The 15,448-nt window shown below is 62.4% G+C and carries 15 protein-coding genes; 2 read left to right on the forward strand and 13 right to left on the reverse strand.

What is annotated here, in order from left to right:
• Positions 1-7 precede the first annotated feature (7 nt).
• The 12 genes from IB254_RS24520 to IB254_RS24575 form a co-directional block, all read right to left on the reverse strand.
• Complete coding sequence (locus tag IB254_RS24520) at positions 8-1,036, reverse strand: trans-3-hydroxy-L-proline dehydratase (RefSeq protein WP_192419917.1); 1,029 nt, start codon at positions 1,034-1,036, stop codon at positions 8-10.
• A gap of 120 nt (positions 1,037-1,156) precedes the next feature.
• Positions 1,157-1,879 (reverse strand): amino acid ABC transporter ATP-binding protein, encoded by a 723-nt coding sequence (locus IB254_RS24525; protein WP_008042626.1) that lies wholly within the window; start codon positions 1,877-1,879, stop codon positions 1,157-1,159.
• Positions 1,872-2,522, reverse strand: a complete 651-nt coding sequence (locus IB254_RS24530; RefSeq protein WP_192419918.1) for an amino acid ABC transporter permease — start codon at positions 2,520-2,522, stop codon at positions 1,872-1,874. Before IB254_RS24530 ends, IB254_RS24525 begins: the two co-directional genes overlap by 8 nt.
• Before the next feature lie 10 nt (positions 2,523-2,532).
• Complete coding sequence (locus IB254_RS24535; RefSeq protein ID WP_008024646.1) at positions 2,533-3,198, reverse strand: amino acid ABC transporter permease; 666 nt, start codon at positions 3,196-3,198, stop codon at positions 2,533-2,535.
• Entirely contained in the window at positions 3,191-4,969 is a 1,779-nt protein-coding gene (locus IB254_RS24540) for an aconitase X (RefSeq protein ID WP_192419920.1), read from the reverse strand. Before IB254_RS24540 ends, IB254_RS24535 begins: the two co-directional genes overlap by 8 nt.
• Positions 4,970-4,979: 10 nt before the next feature.
• The gene (locus IB254_RS24545; protein ID WP_008024648.1) at positions 4,980-5,798 is read right to left on the reverse strand and encodes a transporter substrate-binding domain-containing protein; all 819 of its coding nucleotides are present in this window, start codon (positions 5,796-5,798) and stop codon (positions 4,980-4,982) included.
• A 229-nt stretch (positions 5,799-6,027) separates the two neighbouring features.
• Positions 6,028-6,777: an AraC family transcriptional regulator gene (locus IB254_RS24550; RefSeq protein WP_192419922.1), complete on the reverse strand. Its 750-nt coding sequence runs from the start codon at positions 6,775-6,777 to the stop codon at positions 6,028-6,030.
• A 74-nt stretch (positions 6,778-6,851) separates the two neighbouring features.
• Positions 6,852-8,108, reverse strand: a complete 1,257-nt coding sequence (locus IB254_RS24555; RefSeq protein WP_192419924.1) for an FAD/NAD(P)-binding oxidoreductase — start codon at positions 8,106-8,108, stop codon at positions 6,852-6,854.
• On the reverse strand, positions 8,105-8,341 hold the full coding sequence (locus IB254_RS24560) for a 2Fe-2S iron-sulfur cluster-binding protein (protein ID WP_008024651.1): 237 nt from the start codon (positions 8,339-8,341) through the stop codon (positions 8,105-8,107). Before IB254_RS24560 ends, IB254_RS24555 begins: the two co-directional genes overlap by 4 nt.
• Positions 8,334-9,449 (reverse strand): NAD(P)/FAD-dependent oxidoreductase, encoded by a 1,116-nt coding sequence (locus IB254_RS24565; RefSeq protein WP_192419926.1) that lies wholly within the window; start codon positions 9,447-9,449, stop codon positions 8,334-8,336. Before IB254_RS24565 ends, IB254_RS24560 begins: the two co-directional genes overlap by 8 nt.
• The gene (locus IB254_RS24570; RefSeq protein ID WP_192419928.1) at positions 9,446-10,378 is read right to left on the reverse strand and encodes a 4-hydroxyproline epimerase; all 933 of its coding nucleotides are present in this window, start codon (positions 10,376-10,378) and stop codon (positions 9,446-9,448) included. The genes IB254_RS24565 and IB254_RS24570 overlap by 4 nt, the downstream gene beginning before the upstream one ends.
• Positions 10,379-10,492: 114 nt before the next feature.
• Positions 10,493-11,164, reverse strand: a complete 672-nt coding sequence (locus tag IB254_RS24575; RefSeq protein ID WP_008029632.1) for a GntR family transcriptional regulator — start codon at positions 11,162-11,164, stop codon at positions 10,493-10,495.
• Between the two features lie 282 nt (positions 11,165-11,446).
• Between IB254_RS24575 and IB254_RS24580 the strand changes: the two genes are divergently transcribed.
• Both IB254_RS24580 and IB254_RS24585 read left to right on the forward strand, forming a co-directional pair.
• The gene (locus IB254_RS24580) at positions 11,447-13,486 is read left to right on the forward strand and encodes an FAD-dependent oxidoreductase (RefSeq protein WP_192419930.1); all 2,040 of its coding nucleotides are present in this window, start codon (positions 11,447-11,449) and stop codon (positions 13,484-13,486) included.
• A gap of 167 nt (positions 13,487-13,653) precedes the next feature.
• Positions 13,654-14,589 carry a 1-aminocyclopropane-1-carboxylate deaminase/D-cysteine desulfhydrase gene (locus IB254_RS24585; RefSeq protein ID WP_192419932.1) on the forward strand — a complete coding sequence of 312 codons (936 nt, stop codon included), beginning with the start codon at positions 13,654-13,656 and terminating at the stop codon, positions 14,587-14,589.
• 99 nt (positions 14,590-14,688) lie between these two features.
• Here the strand turns inward: IB254_RS24585 and IB254_RS24590 are convergent, their stop codons facing one another.
• Complete coding sequence (locus IB254_RS24590; protein ID WP_008029625.1) at positions 14,689-15,249, reverse strand: cytochrome b; 561 nt, start codon at positions 15,247-15,249, stop codon at positions 14,689-14,691.
• Positions 15,250-15,448 lie beyond the last annotated feature (199 nt).

Genomic DNA, 15,448 nt, shown 5'->3' on the forward strand with positions numbered 1-15,448 from the left:
AGAGTGTTCAGGCACCGGGCCAGGTGTCTGACAGTCGATAGCCTTGTGGCCACGGATCATTTGGATCGAGCAGCAATTGATGGGTGCCGGTAATCCAGGCCCGGCCGGAAATGCAGGGGTAGATAGCGGGGCGTCCGGCCACTTCGGTCAGTGAGTCAATCCGGCAGTGGAATTCGGAGCCGATGATCGAGCGACCGATAAAGCGCTCGCCGACGCGAATCAAACCCTTGGCGTGCAACACCGCCATGCGCGCCGAGCAACCCGTGCCGGTCGGCGAGCGGTCGATCTTGCCCGGTTGAATCACCACCGCGTTGGCGCCGGTGGCGATGCCGTTCTCGTGGACGACGGGCGCGGCGATCTGGCAAAAGGAAATGTGCGACCACTCAGGGTTCAACGGATGCACAAAGCCCAATTGCTCGTTGGCGGCACGGGTGATTTTCAGCCCGACCGCCACCAGATCAGCGGCTTCATCGGGGCGGATTGAAAAGCCCAGTTCCCGCGCATCGGCGATCACAAAGCTGTCACCGCCATAGGCGGTATCGACCTTGAGGGAGCCGACACCTTCCACTTCGATCCACGCGTCGAGGCGATCGGCGAAGGACGGCACGTTTTTGATTTCCACCCGTTCGACCTTGCCGTCACGGCAATCGGCCACGGCCTCGATCAGGCCGCCGGGGGCTTCGAGCACCAGCCGGGTTTGCGGTTCGGTCATTGGCACGATACCGGTGTCGAGCAACACGGTGGCCACGCACAGGGAATTGGAGCCGGACATCGGCGGGGTATCCGCCGGTTCCATGATGATCCAGGCCATGTGCGCCCGCGGGTCCTTGGCCGGCACCAGCAGGTTGACGTGGCGGAACACCCCGCCACGCGGCTCGTTGAGCACGAAGTTGCGCAGGGTTTCATCCCTGGCGATCCAGCGTGATTGTTCCCAGACTGTGGCACCGGGCGGTGGTGCGACCCCGCCGACAATCACGTCGCCGACTTCACCTTCGGCGTGGCAGCTGACTACATGAATCACTTTTGATGAGCGCATGGTTTGCTCCTTGTTTTGTCTGTTCGGGCCTCATCGCCGGCAAGCCGGTCTCGCTCCTACACTGGCCGGTGTACACCGCTAACCCTGTAGGAGCGAGCCTGCTCGCGAAGGGGCCATCCGTTATTTCACCGATTTGAGGAACGCCGCGGTTTCCGCATGCACCGGATTACCAATCACCTGATCCGGCGAACCAATCTCATGCACCAGGCCGTTGCGAAAGAACGCCACGCGGTCGGACACGTCCCGGGCGAAGCGGATCTCGTGCGTCACCAGCACCATGGTCATGCCGTCTTCGGCGAGCATGCGCATGGTGTCCAGCACTTCGCCGACCAGCTGTGGATCGAGGGCCGAGGTGGCTTCGTCGAACAGCATGTAGTCCGGTGACATGGCCAGGGCGCGGGCAATGGCCATGCGTTGTTGCTGGCCGCCCGAGAGCTTGCCGGGGAACACCTTGAGCTTGTCGCCCAGGCCGACGTGAGTCAGTTGCTGCACGGCCAGCGCCTCGGCTTCGGCCTTGCTTTTGCCCAGGACCTTGCGCGGTGCGAGCATCACGTTTTCCAGCACGGTCAGGTGTGGGAAGGCGTTCCATTGCTGGAACACGATGCCGATTTTCTGCCGCAGGTGATTGAGGTCGGTTGCGCGGTGATGCACCTCGACGCCATCCACGCGGATGTTGCCTTTCTGGATCGGTTCCAGGCCATTGATGCACATCAGCAGGGTCGATTTTCCCGAGCCGGAGCCGCCGATGATGGACACCACTTCGCCCTTGTTCACGGTCAGGCTGACACCCTTGACCACATCAAGGTCGCCGAAGGATTTGTGTACGTTGTCGATCTCAATCATTTTCTTGCCACCTTCTTTCCAGACGAGCGCCGAGGCGTGCGACCACCAGGCTCATGACGTAGTAGATAAGGCCCGCGATGCACAGCACCAGCAGCGGTTCCTGAATGCGGGTCACGATGGTTTGCGAGGCGCGGAGCAGTTCGACGATGCCGATCCACATCACCAGCGCGGTGTCTTTCATCACCCCGAGCACCAGGTTCAGCCAGCCGGGGAAGGCCACCCGCGAGGCCATCGGCAGGACGATCCAGCGCAGGTCCTGGAAGAAACTCAGGCCCAGCGAACGGCTGGCCCGGCGCAGGGTCAGCGGTACCGACAGCACGCCGCCGCGCACGATCTCGGTGAAGTACGCGGCGGCGTAAACCCCGAGCACGATGCAGCCCACGCTGAAAGCACTGATGTTCAGGCCGACGATGCTCTTGAGCGAGTTGAACAGCACGAACTGGATCAGCAGCGGCACGCTGCGAAACACGTCCAGCACCCACGCCAGTGGCAGGGTGGCCCGTGGCAACAGCGCACGCAGCAGGCCGAACACCAGCCCGGCGAACGTGCCGAGCAGGATCGCCCAGCAAGTCAGTTGCAGCGTGATCCAGGCGCCGTTAAGCAGGAACAGCAGGTCGTTCCAGGAAAAACCGGTGGAAAACATAGTCACGTCCTCAGTAACGGAACAGCCGCCAGGCCATCAGCCGGGCCGTCGCGACGATCGCCTTGGCGATCAGGTAATACAGCACCGCGGCGATGGTGAAATATTCGAAGGTGCGGAACGTCTTGACGTTGTAGTCCTGGGTCACGCCGGTGAGGTCGTTGTTGAGCCCGACAATCACCCCCAGCGACGTCATCAACACCGCCCAGACCATCTGGTTGCTCAACGGGTAGAACACGATCCGCAACAGTTGCGGGACGATGATCATCCGGTAGGCCTGGAAGGCACTCATGCCCAGCGAACGCGCAGCCCGCACTTGCGTGCCGGGCACCGCCTTGAGCCCGCCGCGAAAGTTTTCCGCGAGATAGCCGGCATTGTTGAAGGTGATCCCGGCCAACAGCGCGAGCCAGGAGCTGACGTGCAGGCCCATTGAGCCGAGGCCGAAGTACAGGATGTAGATCTGGAACAGCGACGGGGTATTACGGGCAATCGACACCCAGCCGTTGCCGATACCGCGCAGCAGTGGGTGTCTGGTTTCACGCATGACTGTCAGGGCCAGGGCGATCAATACGCCGAAAATCATCGACAGCGCAGCGGTCTCGAACGTGACCCAGGCGCCGGCGAGCATGTCCGGCAAGGCGCGCAGGGTGGCGCGCCATTGGAAGGTGTAATCAAACATGCGCGAGGCTCTCCATCAGCAAGGCAGGTTGCAACCAGCTCGGCAGTCGCCCGCTGGCGCTGGCAGTGCAAGCGGCGTCAACGCACTCGGCGAGGCTGGCGAAGTGCACTTTTCGCCCCACCAGACCGGGTGCGTAATGGGCGTATTTGCCCGAGTTGGTCATTAAGGTTGTGGCGGCTGGCGGGATCACCGGCTCGCCGAGCATGCACCAGCAGGTGTCCGTCACCAGGGTGGCGCCGAAGGCTTCAATGACGCCGATGTGTCCGGCGTCGCGCGCCTGTTCCAGCACCGCACGACCGCACGTGATGGCGAGCACCACCTCGGGGTGTTTGTGCCGGCCGCGACACAGCCGTGCGAGTCGGGCGAACTCGCTGAGCGAGAAGTGCGGGTTACCCAGCGAGACCACCTCCACGCGGTTGTCACGGGCACTGTTGAGCTCGCGCCAACTGCCCAGCAGGTCCGCCAGGCGGATTGTTTCCACAGGTATCGGGACGCCGGCTTCCAGTGCTTGTGCAGGGTCGAGTGCTTCCGGTGTGACCCCGGCGATATGAAACAACGGCGCGGCCGACGTGGTGGCGAACGCCGCACCGAAGGCTTTCAGGTCGTCGAGGTCTGGCTGGTGCTGTTCCAGCCCGAAGACCAGCGGGATCCGGCTGCCCGCGAGGGCACCGATGTGGTAGCCGAGCAAGGGGTAAAACGCATCGTCGAGTTCGCCCAGTTCCGGTAATTCAACGCGCAGGCGGGCTTTGCGTGGCGCCTCCAGATGACAACCGATCAGGGGCGCGCGGCCGGTCAGGGCGATGCAGATATCCAGGTAATCCGGGTACTTCAACGTGCGCGCACCGAGCACGCTGTTGGCGTAGACCACCGCGTTGGATTCGGCCCAGACGATCTGCTCGCCGGCCTTCGGTGCGGTGTCGAGCAAGTAGGGGGCACAGGTGAAACTGAGCTGCGCACCCATCGCCATGTAGGCGTCGCCCAAGGCACTGGCCGGTTCGCCGAGCAACGGGTCGATGCCCAACTCTCGCCAGCGGCGCTGGTCCACGGAAATTGAATTGAGGGTGGTGGGCACGCGAACCTTTGCGCCCCAGTGCACCAGTTGTTCGGCAAAGCGCAGGCTCGCCGGTCCCGTGTAAATACAACCGTCGATGTGGGCCTGAGCGATATCCACCAGTTGGTGGGCGCCTTGCAGTTCGGCCATGCGCAGGACAATCTGCATGGCCATCTGCGCGGCTTTGCCATGCTCGCCGTCGAGCAGCGAACGGTCGAACCCGGTGAGCTCAATCGACTCGTTGGTTTCGCCTGTGTGCATCGGTGTTTCAGTTGGCTGCCAGCCATCGATGGGCACGTGATCGAACATCGCCAGCGAGGTGCCTTCGACTCGGGCGAAGGCTTTGCCGCGCAAGGTAGCGAAGGCCTCCCGGCCGATGCACAGCACCGGCAAGGAACGCTCGAAAATGGTCTGTGCCACCAGCACGCCCAAGGTCAGGATCTCATCGGCTTCGGCCAGGACCAAAGCGGCCGGAGCATGACCGTTGCTGATCAACTCCATCAGCACGCTGCTGCCGGTACACGAACCGCGACCACTGGGAATGGCCAGCACACGACCGCGCAGATGTTCGCCGCTGAGCGGATGGTGACGGTCGATGACTTCACCCGTGCAAGGGTCGACGCCGCCCCAGAAGCTCAGCCCGACATCGGCAAACAGCAACGCGCCCTGGGCGGAGCCCGGGACCAGGTTACGACTGGTGAGAGCAGTGGACCCAGGCATGCCGGACACCTTAGTAGTAGACCTTTGGCACGGTCAGGTCAGTCGGCGGGATTTCAGTGCCGACCCATTTGGTGAACAACTCGTTGTAGCGACCGCTGCGCACCTGCTGGTTGACGAACAGGTTGAGGTAGTTGAGCAGGCCGTACTCATTGCGCTTGGCACCCAGGGACACGTAGTCGATGGTGTAAGGCGCGTTGCCGGCGATTTTCAGGTTTTTGTATTTGCCCGACTTGATCGTCGCGGCGGCGACGGTATTGGTCACCACCGTGGCGTCGATGTGACCCTGGGCCACCGCCAGCAGCGTGTCGTTTTGTGACTGATAGGCGCGGAAGGTGCCGCTGCCCCATTTCTTCACATCGCCCTCCAGCGCGATGGCCTCAAAAGTGCCGCTGGTGTTGCCCAGCGCTTTGCCCTTGATGTCGTTGAAGCTGTTGATGCCAGTGTTGTCGCGGGTCAGCACGACCATCTGGAAGGCGAAGTACGGCACGGTCAGGCCAACGGTCTTGGCCCGTTCGAGGGTGTCGGAGGTCGAGGCGACGATCACGTCAGCCCGTCCGGAGATCAGCGCCGGAATGCGGTCCGGGAACGGCGTTTCCACCACTTCGGCCTCGACCCCGAGGATCTTCGCCAGGTCGTTGCAATAGTCCACGTCGAAACCGGCAGGAGCGTTGCTGGCATCGCGGAAACCCATGGGCGGAAAGTCCAGGGTCACGGCGCAGCGCAGCTTGCCGGAACCGATAATGTCGTCGAGCTTGTCAGCCTGCGCGGTGGCAATGAAGGAGGTACTGAGAACAGCGCTGAGGGCTACGGCAAATGCGGGGTTTTTCATAGAGGCCTCGTTCTGTGGAAGTGCTGTTGAATATCGTATTGGGGATTTCGTATACGATATTAACAATAGCAATGGCCGTGCCGTTTTTGCGTTTTCCGCCGAATTTTTGCCAACCCTTGAAGCAGGGCGGCTCAGCGCAAGCGAGCGGGGCAACGCTACGACGGTGTCGTTCAAGGAGGTGTTACGGAAGGGAGCACGCAGGGTGCGCAGCGCCCCTTAAAGGAACATTTTAACGACGGCTATCGCGGTACTGGCTGGGCGAAAGACTGGTGAGGGCGCGGAATTGGCGGCTGAACGCACTGTGGTCGGTGTAGCCGCAGCGCAGAGCGATTTCGGTGATCGGCAGGTCGGTGTCGAGTAACAGGCGCGAGCCTTCTTCCAGGCGGGACTTGTGGATCATCTGCCGTGGCGTGAGCTGGAACACCCGTTTGCAATGGCGTTCCAGTTGCGCCACAGAGAAACCGGCGATGGCCGTCAGTTCAGCAAGGCTGATCGGTCGAGCGAAATGGCGGCGGATATGTGCGTCCACCGCTGCCAGTTTCTGGAACGCCGGATGGTTGGACTGGGGCAGTTGCAGGTCGCGGGAAATGCCGGCGAGGCCGACGACCCGACCCTGTTCGTCATGCAGGGCGAGTTTGTGGGTCAGGCACCAGACTGGCTGGTTGCCGAAATACAGGTGCAGTTCCAGTTGATCCGCCAGTTCACGGCCGGTGGACAGCACCCGCCGATCCTGCTCGGTGTACAGCGGGCCAAATCGTGCCGGGAAGACCTGGTCTGCCGTCAGCCCGAGCAGTTGCCCGCTGTGCTTGAAACCACACCGTCGAGCCAGGGTCTGGTTGACGAAGACATAGCGCGCCTCGCTGTCCTTGATGAAGAACACCACGTCCGCCAGGGTGTCGAGCAGTGTCGCGATGGGCTGCAGACTGCTCAGCAGCGTCGGCAAATCGCAGGGTTTGAACTGATTGAGTAAGGGGAACATAGCGCTGGGGGCCTGGTGGCAACTACCGGGATCATAAAGACTCGGCAGTGCCCCCGAAACCCCGGAGCGAGCGTTTACGCGGGCGGGGTGTCGTCCAGGCACATCAGGGTTTCGATACGTGCCGGGCTGAACGGCGGTCGCGGGGCCGAGGGTTGCCAGTCGAACAGGTACTGCAAGGCGCCGCCACACACTCGCCCCTGACAGGCGCCCATGCCGCAGCGGCTGGCCAGTTTTGCCGCACGCCAGTCAGCGTGCCCGGCCAGTGCCGCGTAGGGCACGTCTTCGCAGCGACAGACCAGCGTGTCGGCCTGCGCCAGTGACTTGAGGTGTGGGTTGAGGCTGAACGCGCTGTTCAACGCCTTGGCGAAACCCTGCCAACGTGTCCGACGCGGCCACAATTGGCGTGCCGCTGCGGTGTTACCGACGGCGGCATGCCCGGCAATGGCACCTTCGACCAACGCCAGTTCACTGCCGCCGAAACCGGTGCATTCACCTGCGGCGTAATGATCGGCAAGGCTCGTGGCTTGCCAGGCATCGACTGCGAGCGCCGTGTCGTCGAGTGCGCAACCCAGCGCCTGACCGAGTTGAGTATTGGGAATCAGGCCGAAACCACAGGCCAGGCGATCACAGGCCAGTTCGACGATTTTGCCCTGTTGCCGCAGACGCACACCTTCCAGCCGTTCATTACCCAAGGCCGCCACGACGTGGGAGCCGGTGCGGTAATGACGATCAAACAGGCTGAAGGATTGCACAAGCTTGCCCGGCCAGCGTGGCAGTTGCAGGGCGAACCCGGCGACCGCAACCGAGGAGGCTTGCTCGGCAATGCTCAGCACCTGTGCGCCGTTGTGTTTCGCGGTGGCCGCACTGGCCAGTAACAACGGCCCGCTACCGGCGATCACCACGCGTTCGTCCTGCACCGGCAGGCCGCCCTTGATCAACGCCTGGAGTCCTCCGGCCCCCGTCACACCCGGCAATGTCCAGCCGGGGAAGGGCAGTAGCAACTCACGGGCGCCGGTGCACAGAATCAGTTTGTCGTAGCCGATCAGCCATCCGTGATCGGCGTCTTCCACCAGCAATTGTTTGGGGCCGGAACAGGCGATCACGCGGGTGCCGCAGTGGTGGCGGATGTTGCTGTTGGCGTGCAGGCGCTCGCGCATCTGCCGTGCCTGATTCGGCAGGCTGGCCTGAGGCCCGTCGCGCCAGATCTGGCCTCCCGGCAATGGGTTGTCGTCGAGCACGATAATGCGGGCGCCACTGGGCGCGGCGGCGAGGGCGGCGCTCATGCCGGCGGGGCCGGCACCGATGATCAGCAAGTCGGCGTATTCGTTCATGGTCGGGTCCGCACCTGCATGCCGTCATGACACAGCGTCTGGCAGGCCAGTCGGCGGCGTCCGTCGATGGTCACCCGGCATTCCTGGCAGATGCCCATGCCGCACAGCGGTGCGCGCCGCTGACCGCTGACCGAGGTGCGACTGCAACCGTCGCTGGCCAAGGCTAATGCCGCGGCCACTGTTGTACCTTCGGCGACCCGCAGGGTGCGGCCGTCCAGGACCAGATCAGGCATACACGGCCTCCCCGAGAAAACGTTGCGGCAGATAGGCTTGCGCCGCCAATGGCGGCGTCTCATTGAACAGTTGCGCGACCAGAATATCGGCGGTGCCGGGGGCCGTGGTGACCCCCAGTCCCTCGTGACCGACCGCCAGCCACAAACCTTTGCGCGATGGGTGCTCACCAATCAGCGGCAGCCCGTCGGGGCTGGCGGCGCGAAAACCGGTCCAGGCGCGGATGCCGTTGAGCTGGGCCAGGCCCGGCATGTACTCGGTGGCGCGCTTGAGCATTTTCGCAAGCATCCAGCCTTCGACCTGCGGGTCGGTGGTGCCGAATTGTCGCGAGGCGCCGATGAACAGTTGTCCGGTCGGCCGGGGCTGAATGTTGCAGGCGGTCGATGGCCCTGTGGCGTTGTGGGCGCTGGTGACATAGCCGAGCTCCACCAGCGTGTGGGTGACCTTGCCGGGGTAGCGATCGGTGATCAGCAAGTGGCCTTTTTTCGGTTCGATCGGCAACTCGGGGCACAGGTCGTTGGTCTGGATGCCGTTGGCCAATATGACTGCCTCAGCGCTCAACCACTGGCCGTCATCGAGTCGCACGCGATTGCCATCGACCTCGCTGACCCGCGCCCGACGTTGTTCGATGTCGGCGGTGTCGAGCATCCAGTTGGCGGTCGCCGGAGCGTAGAGAATGCCGTCGCCGTTGATCAACAAACCGCCTTCGAGGTCTTCGCGCAGTTCAGGTTCACGAGCGCGCAAGGCGTTACGAGCGATCAACTCGCAGGCAACGCCCTGGGTCTGAAGGTTCAGGTATTTGCTGTGGGCCACGGCCATTTCTTCGGCATTGGCTGCCAGCCACAACGTTCCGTTGCTGCGGTAAGCGCAGCCTTGCGGCAAGTCCGGCGCCAGTTCGCGCCAGCGTTGCAGCGAGTATTGGCTCAGGGCCAGCTCGGCCGGGTTGTCGTCGAGCACCAGCAAGTGGCCCATACCAGCGGCCGTCGCGCTGTGCAAACCAGCGTCCAGCACCAGCACGCGCAAGCCGCGCCGGGCCAGCGCCTGGGCGCACGCGGCACCGATGATGCCGGCACCGATCACGATGACATCGGCCACCAGGCCTTGGCTCATGGGCGAATGCCCCAGGCGAACGGGTCGTCCTGTTCGATGATCAGGCTGGCCTCGGCGCTGATGAAGGCGCGGCCACGAATCGTCGGTACGATGCGTTCGCCGTGCTGTTCGTAGGAGCCTTCGAACTCGCTGCCGATGACGCTGGCCTGGCGCCAGATCTGGCCCGGTTGCAATTTGTCGTCGGCCGCCAGGCACGCCAGTTTTGCACTGGTGCCGGTACCGCAAGGCGAGCGGTCGTAGGCCTTGCCGGGGCAGAGCACAAAGTTGCGGCTGTCGGCCTGTTCATCTTCGGCGAACAGTTCGACGTGGTCGATCAACCCGCCGTCTTCGCCACGTATCCCTTGAACGTCCAGTGCTTGCTGCACGGCGAAGGTGTAGGCGGTCAACGCATCAAGGTTGTCGCTGGCGACGCGCAAACCATGCTCGGCGATCAGGAAAAACCAGTTGCCACCCCAGGCAATATCACCGACCACTTCGCCGATTCCCTGCACCTGCAACGCCACGGCTTTGCGATAACGGTAGGCCGGCACGTTGCGCACGCTGACGGAGTGGTCGTCGTGCAAGGTTGCCTGCACCGTGCCGACCGGCGTTTCGATGCTGTGCACGCCCGGACCGATCTTGCCCAGGTGAGCAAGCGACGCCACCAGGCCGATGGTGCCGTGGCCGCACATGCCGAGGTAACCCGAATTATTGAAGAAGATCACCCCGGCACAGGCCGCTGGGTCAACCGGCTCACACAGCAGTGCGCCGACCAGCACATCACTGCCTCGCGGTTCGAGCACGCAGGCGGTGCGCCATTGGTCATGGTGTTCAGCCAGCCGTTGAAGACGTTCGGCCATGCTGCCGGTGCCCAGCTCGGGAAAACCGGAGGTCACCAGGCGGGTGGGTTCGCCGCCGGTGTGGGAGTCAATCACGGTGATGCGTTTCATGAGTGGGCCACGTCCGTTCAGATGAGTGAACGCAAGAGTGGCCCGTGCGGGGGCTTGCAGGCTTGATGGTTTTACCCGGTGCCGATGACGAAATCGGCACAGTACCGCGGTCTGTCAGTGGTGGTGGGGCAGGTGCTCGAACAGGGTTTTGCAGACCCCGGCGATGTGTTCGTCCAGCAGCTTCACCGCCCGGTCGACGTCACCGGCGCGACAGGCTTCGAGGATCTCCCGGTGTTCGTGATCGGCGCGTTCCTTGCCTGCGGAAAGGCTCATTTGCATGCGCAGGTAACGTTCCAGTTTGTCGTTGACCGAACGGATCAGGCTCACCAGAAACGGACGTTGTGCCGGTTCATAGAGGCAGGCGTGCAGTTCCCAATTGAGCTCGGCCCAACGTCCCACATCATCTTCGCCGACGAACTCCTGGCAGATGCGTTCGGCCCGGGCGAAGGTGTCTTCGGTCATGTTGGGAATGGCCAGGCGAAGCACCTTGTCTTCGAGCAACATGCGCACTTCGAACATCTGCGCCAGCTCGGCATCGGACACCCGTGTGACCATCGCCCCGCGATTGCGCTGGAACATCACCAGACCTTCGGCTTCCAGGCGCTTGAGGGCCTCACGCACCGGGATCTTGCTGACGTTGAACTGCCGGGCGATGTCGTCCTGGCGAATCGGCTCGTCCTCGGCGAAATGCCCGGCGACGATGGCGTCACGCAGATGGCGGGTGATGATTTCAGATGTCGAAGGCGCATTGCCCAAGTCTGGAGCATTGAATTTGGGTAGGGTCACGGCGGCAGTCGTTCGGATTGAGTTGGAGATATGGTATACGAATTTTCATTGGGTTCAGTGCACTTGCGCTGCCTTTCGATAGCCGCACCCTGACTCCCCGGCGTTCATTGCAGAGGAGATGGCGCAAACGTCCGACACCCGGGCCGTTGCGCATTTGGATCATTAAGTTGTCAGTTTCGGTCATTGAGCGGCCGGGAGAGTGCTCATAGTCTGTTACACATGACAGAGGGGCGCCAAAGAGCGCCCACACTTTTTCCGTGAACGCTCGTTGTGGAGTTACCGATGACCGCCGCTCATTACCCGCACCTGTTGGCTCCGTTGGACCTGGGTTTTACCACGTTGCGCAACCGCACCCTGATGGGTTCGATGCACACCGGTCTTGAGGAAAAGCCCGGCGGCTTCGAACGCATGGCTGCTTTCTTCGCCGAGCGCGCCCGTGGCGGTGTCGGCTTGATGGTCACTGGCGGTATCGGCCCGAACGACGAAGGCGGTGTGTATTCCGGTGCGGCCAAACTGACCACCCTCGATGAAGCGCTCAAGCATCAGATCGTGACCCGCGCGGTGCACGAGGCGGGCGGCAAGATCTGCATGCAGATTCTGCATGCCGGCCGTTATGCCTACAGCCCGAAGCAAGTTGCGCCGAGCGCCATTCAGGCGCCGATCAACCCGTTCAAGCCCAAAGAGCTGGACGAGGAAGGCATCGAGAAGCAGATCAGCGATTTCGTCACCTGCTCGACCCTGGCGCAAACAGCCGAGTACGACGGCGTCGAGATCATGGGCTCCGAAGGTTATTTCATTAACCAGTTCCTCGCGGCTCACACCAACCACCGCACCGACCGCTGGGGCGGCAGCTACGAAAACCGCATGCGCCTGCCGGTGGAAATCGTCCGCCGTGTACGCGAAGCCGTCGGTCCGAATTTCATCATTATCTTCCGCCTGTCGATGCTCGACCTGGTGGAAGGTGGCAGCAGCTGGGAAGAAATCGTGACCCTGGCCAAGGCCATCGAACAGGCCGGTGCAACCATCATCAACACCGGCATCGGCTGGCACGAAGCGCGGATTCCGACCATCGCCACCAAAGTGCCGCGTGCGGCGTTCAGCAAAGTCACCGCCAAGCTGCGCGGTTCGGTGAGCATTCCGCTGATCACCACCAACCGCATCAACACCCCGGAAATCGCCGAGCAGATTCTTGCCGAAGGCGATGCCGACATGGTCTCCATGGCGCGGCCGTTCCTCGCCGACGCCGACTTCGTCAACAAGGCCGCTGCGGGCCGTGCCGATGAAATCAACACCTGCATCGGTTGCAACCAGGCGTGCCTCGATCACACGTTTGGCGGCAAGTTGACCACTTGCCTGGTGAACCCGCGGGCCTGCCATGAAACCGAACTCAACTACCTGCCCGTGCAGCAGATCAAGAAAATCGCCGTGGTCGGTGCCGGCCCTGCGGGTCTGTCGGCCGCAACCGTGGCTGCCGAGCGGGGCCATCAGGTGACGCTGTTCGATTCGGCCAGTGAAATCGGCGGTCAGTTCAACATCGCCAAACGCGTGCCGGGCAAGGAAGAGTTCTTTGAAACCCTGCGCTACTTCAACCGCAAGTTGCAAACCACCAACGTCGAGGTCTGCCTGAACACTCGGGTCGATGTGGCGAAACTGGTTGAAGGCGGTTACGACGAAATCATCCTCGCCACCGGCATCGCGCCGCGTGTACCGGCGATTCCGGGCGTCGAGAACGCCAAGGTGTTGAGCTACCTGGACGTGATTCTTGAGCGTAAGCCGGTGGGCAAACGGGTCGCCGTGATCGGCGCGGGCGGGATTGGTTTCGACGTGTCCGAGTTCCTCGTGCATCAGGGCGTTGCCACCAGCCTGGACCGTGAAGCGTTCTGGAAAGAGTGGGGCATCGACACGCTTCTTCAGGCGCGTGGCGGTGTTGCCGGCATCAAGGCTGAGCCGCATGCACCGGCGCGTGAAGTGTTCCTGCTGCAACGCAAGAAATCCAAGGTCGGCGACGGCCTGGGCAAGACCACCGGCTGGATTCACCGCACCGGTCTGAAGAACAAGCAGGTGCAGATGCTCAACAGCGTCGAATACCTGAAGATCGACGACGAAGGTTTGCACATCCGCATCGGCGAAACCGGCGAGCCACAAGTGCTGCCGGTGGACAACATCGTGATCTGTGCCGGGCAGGATCCGTTGCGCGAATTGCAGGACGGATTGGTTGCGGCAGGGCAGAACGTGCATTTGATTGGCGGCGCGGATGTCGCGGCGGAGCTGGATGCGAAGCGGGCGATCAATCAGGGTTCGCGGTTGGCTGCTGAGCTTTAACAGCAGGTCCAGCGTGCCAATGGCCTTCGCGGGCAAGCCTCGCTCCTACAGGTGCTGTGTCGTTCACAAAATTGATAAACGACACAACACCTGTAGGAGCGAGGCTTGCCCGCGAAGGCGTCCTCAAGGCTGCTAATATGCCGGCTCTTTACCCAGAGCCGGCATCGATGTTTCTCCCTCCCAATGACTGGCTTCCCCGAGCCCCCCTCGACCACCTTCATCTCGACTGGCTCGAAAGCACCGGCATCGAAGTCGCCATCCTGCGCCTGGACCAGATCGACCCGCTGATCAGCGGCAACAAGTGGTTCAAGCTCATCGAACACCTCAAAGCGGCTGACCTTGCCGCTGCCAAAGGCATCATCAGCCTCGGCGGTGCTCACTCCAATCATCTTCACGCACTGGCTGCCGCCGGCAAGCGCTTCGGTTTCACAACCGTTGGTTTATTGCGCGGCCATCCGCAGGAAACGCCCACAGTGAACGACTTGCAAGCCTTCGGCATGCAGTTGCACTGGCTCGGTTATGGCGGCTATCGCGCGCGGCACGATGCGGGTTTCTGGGAGCCCTGGCAGGCGCAATACCCTGAGCTGTTTGCGGTGCCGGAAGGTGGCGGCGGTTTGCCGGGTGCGAAGGGCTGCATGCAACTGAAGTCGATGGTCGGCGCGCAACTGAACGGTCTGGGCTGGAGCGACTACGACGGCTGGTGGCTGGCCTGCGGAACGGGCACCACGCTGGCCGGCCTGGCGTTGGCCGAAGCGGGGGATCATCCGGTTTATGGCGCGCTGGCGGTGCCCGACGATCATGGCGTTGCGCAGCAAATCGCATCGATCGTGCAGGAGGCCGGCTTGCAGAATGCGGCTTATGAATTGCTGGATGCCAGTCGCGGCGGTTTCGCCAAAGTTGATCCATTGCTGGTGGAATTCATCGAGCAAACCGAACGGGCGAGCGGCATTCCTCTTGAGCCGTTGTACACCGGCAAAGCGTTGCTGGCGCTCAAGCAGCAAGTCGAAGCCGGACGATTCGCACAGGGTACGCGACTGATCTTCATCCACACCGGCGGCTTGCAGGGCCGCCGCGGGTTTTCGTCGCGACTCATCCCCCTGTAGGAGCCGGCTTGCTGGCGATGAACGATGACGCGGTCCAACTGACGGACCGCGGTGCCTGAATCGCCAGCAAGCCGGCTCCTACAGGGGAGGGCGTTGTTTTCAGGTATCACGGTTTACGCGCTTGGGCATCATCCGAAGCAGGGTGTTGTCGCCCACCACATAGTGGTGATAAATCCCCGCCACGGCGTGCAGCCCGATCAGCCAGTAACCGATGGTGCCGCCGAGTACATGCCAGCCTTCGATTTGCTTGGCCAACTCCTTGTCCTCTGACAGCAGCATCGGCAGATCAATGCCATAGAACATCACCTGATGCCCCTTGGCGCTGGTGACCAGCCATCCCAGAATCGGCATGGCGATCATGAACAGGTACAGCGCCCAGTGCATCAATCTGGCCAGCACGGTCTGCCAGTGCGGCGAAGCGGGGAAGATCTGCGGCGCCGGGCCGAAGCTGCGTGCGAACAGCCGCAACCACACCAGCACAAACACCGTCAGACCGAGCATGAAATGCGCTTCAACGATCAGCGTTCGGCCACCACTGCCTTTGGGAAAGATTCCGCGAAATTCGATGCTGGCGTAAACCACCGCGAGCAACACCAGCATCAACCAATGCAGCGTGATCGACACGGTGCTGTAGCGTGAGTCGGAGTTCTTCCAGGGCATACGGCGTTCCTCACAGGTCGGGTCAGGCCACCGTTCTTGGTCGACGGTGTGCATTAACTGTAAGCCTGTTTCGCACGGTTTGCCTCAAGCCATTGGCGGTTCAATGCTCTAAGTCAGGTGATTGAGCAAAAAAACACAATTCCCCCTGTAGGAGCCGGCTTGCTGGCGATGGCGGTGGGTCAGCAACCTTTTTGTGGGC

It is taken from the genome of Pseudomonas sp. PDM03, assembly GCF_014852385.1.
GTDB lineage: Bacteria > Pseudomonadota > Gammaproteobacteria > Pseudomonadales > Pseudomonadaceae > Aquipseudomonas > Aquipseudomonas migulae.